Source organism: Longimicrobiaceae bacterium, from assembly GCA_035696245.1.
Taxonomy (GTDB): domain Bacteria; phylum Gemmatimonadota; class Gemmatimonadetes; order Longimicrobiales; family Longimicrobiaceae; genus DASRQW01.
On sequence record DASRQW010000554.1, the window covers coordinates 1 to 2,570 of the forward strand.

Annotated in this window: 3 protein-coding genes; 1 reads left to right on the forward strand and 2 read right to left on the reverse strand. The window is 70.8% G+C overall.

Annotated features, from left to right (window positions below):
* The coding region (locus tag VFE05_24655) for a glycoside hydrolase domain-containing protein (protein HET6233290.1) at window positions 1–717 on the reverse strand (717 nt) is incomplete at its 3' end.
* Between the two features lie 343 nt (window positions 718–1,060).
* Window positions 1,061–2,014: a CPBP family intramembrane glutamic endopeptidase gene (locus tag VFE05_24660; protein HET6233291.1), complete on the reverse strand. Its 954-nt coding sequence runs from the start codon at window positions 2,012–2,014 to the stop codon at window positions 1,061–1,063.
* 264 nt (window positions 2,015–2,278) lie between these two features.
* Between VFE05_24660 and VFE05_24665 the strand changes: the two genes are divergently transcribed.
* On the forward strand, window positions 2,279–2,570 hold a 292-nt coding region (locus VFE05_24665), incomplete at its 3' end, for an MBL fold metallo-hydrolase (protein ID HET6233292.1).

Here is a 2,570-nt window from a genome sequence, read left to right on the forward strand (position 1 = left end):
CAGCGCGGGCACTTGGACGCTCGCGACCGGCTGCTTCACGGCATCGTCCTCGTTCTGCACGCCTGCGAAGGTGGTGAGCCAGAGCACGCGCCCGCCCTTGCCGTCGGTGACGGTCTTGTCGTCCTGGTGCTCGTGCCCGGGGCCGTCGTGCGCCACCGACTGCTTGAGCGTCCAGCCCCGCACCGGGATGGTGACGTCCACGTTATAGGCGCCCCAGTAGTGCTGGAAGCGGAGCTTCTGGTAGAGCTGCTTGCCGGTGAGCCCGGGGCGCCACCCTACGTAGATCCCGGGGGTGAACCCCGCCGCCGAAACGCTGTTGTACCAGTTGTTGCAGTAGGCGACCACGTCCGGCGCCGGGACGCCCTTCGCCACCCCTTCCAAGTCCAGCCAGACGTTCACTCCCTCGGGAAAGCCCAGTTCCTCCACGAAGCGCGCGGCGTTCCTGCCGTACTTCGCTCCAAGCTCCGGCGTGGGCGTCCATCCCTCATTCTGCACGTGCTGCACCGGCATGAGCGCCAGCCCGCCGCTGAGGATACGCACGGCCTCCTTAGCGGAGAGGTCGTGCGGCGTCATCACCTCGCGCCCGACGTAGCGAAGGCAGAAGCGGTGGCCGGTGTCGAAGAACCGCTTCACCTCCGCGTCGTCGGAGAGAGGGTGGTTCGTGTCGAAGCCCATGAGGCCGGGGGGAGCCTTGCGAACGGTTCCGGGGAGTGACATGGGGGACCTCGCTTTCACGGTGTGAAGGAGGATAGGAGGATGGTTCGAGATCCGGGCTGATCTGCCGCGGCCGCGCAATCGCGGAGGAGGATGCGCCCGGGTCTCCGAAACGCGCGGGCGAGGGGTGGGATGCGGCGCCGAGCGAGCCGAAAGGGCCGATTATCGAACGCCACACACTAATCGGAGTGGACGCGAAGTGCAAGGGTTCCGTGACACGGACTGATGCGGACGGTGCCCATTGTTTCGGGCACCACCGGACCGTGGAATGAGCGGCGCAAGGTGGAGAAGCCGCGGGTGAGGGGCACCATGAGGAGGTGATCGAACGGGCGACGAGCGTGGCGGGTCAGCCGACCAAGGTCGATTCGGGGGATGCGCGGCGGAGGAGGACGGCGACGGCGGTGAGGACGACCACGAGGGCCGCGAAGGCGAACCAGCCGTCGATGAGCTTGGAGGTGCCCCATACCCACTCGTTCGCGCCGGGCACGCCGCGCGTGAGGTAGCCGTAGAACTTGAGCCAGAAGATCCAACCGGCGTGGATGCCCATGGACGTGAACAGGTCGCCCGTGGCGTGGTACGCGAGCGCCAGGATCACGCCCGCCAGCGTCAAGTTCAGGAAGCCGGGGACGAGGCCGTGCAGCTCCGTCATCCCCCGCAGCATGCTGGGCATCACCCGCAGCCCCGAGTCCCACGCGACGGCGCCGGGCGCGTCCGGCTTGCCCATGAAGTGGACGATCGCGTACACGGCGCTGCTGGCCGCCATCGCCGCCTTCCACCCGACCGACCGCCGCAGCCCGCCGAAGATGGCGCCGCGGAACAGCAGCTCCTCGACCACGCACACGATCAGCGCCGTGAGCAGCGCGCCCGCCAGGCGGCTCGCGAGCCGTCCCGGCGGATGCGACTGGACCTCGCGCGCCCCCGCGGCGACCGCGACGGTGCAGACGACGGCCAGCGACACCAGCCCCAGCGCGAACCCCGCGGCGAAGCGCCGCCAGCGGGGATGGCGCGGGTCCAACCCCACGTCGCTCCAGCGGCGGATGCCGGACGCGCGCACGAACCACGGCAGGCCCAGCACGGCCACGATCAGGATGCCGCGGTTCACGTAGCGCGAGAACGGCATCTTCGCGATTCCCGCCAGCGCGGGAGTCTCGCGCGCCAGCCACTGCACCGCGTGGTACAGCCACGGCGCCAGCAGCGCCCCGCCCGCGAACACGGCCAGCAGGTACAGCAGCAGCGCGCGCAACGGGCGGCGGTCCGCGGAGACGTTCTCGGGCATGGGGATGCGGTGGATGTGCGGCATTGGATGCGTCCGTCGCCCAGTTGCCGGCTGGGGCTGCTGCCGGCGCGGCGCGGATGCGAATCTACCCGCCTGATCTGAGCTCCGCCAACCGGCGCCCCCGCGTCCGCCGGGGCGCGGTGATAGTAGCGCGGGGCGATGCGATGCCGCGTACGAATCCCGGCGATACGCCGCGGGGCCGCACGTTTCCCTTGCCCCGGTTCTCGCGGCGGGCCTATTGTTCTGCCACTCCCTACATCTGCGGGCCCACGCACACCGGCGAGAGAGATGGCGGGAGAGTCGAGCGCGCTGCGGCAGCCGGCGCCGGGAGTGTGGCGCATCACCACGCCGATGCCGGGGCGCCCCAGCGAGGTCCACGCCTACCTGGTGCGCCTGGACGGCGACCGGTGGATGCTGGTGGACGGCGGCCTGGGCACCGAGCCCGCGTGGGACGTGCTGGACGCGGGAGTGCGGAAGGCCGCCGGCGCGTGGGAGCGGGTGCGCGTGCACGTGGTCACGCACATGCACATGGACCACGTGGGCCTGGCGGCCCGCACCCGCGAGGCCAGCGGCGCGCGCC

Bases quoted from the DNA above. Each gene is read 5' to 3' on its own strand.
- VFE05_24660 (HET6233291.1), bottom strand. From the start codon at position 2,014: ATGCCGCACATCCACCGCATCCCCATGCCCGAGAACGTCTCCGCGGAC.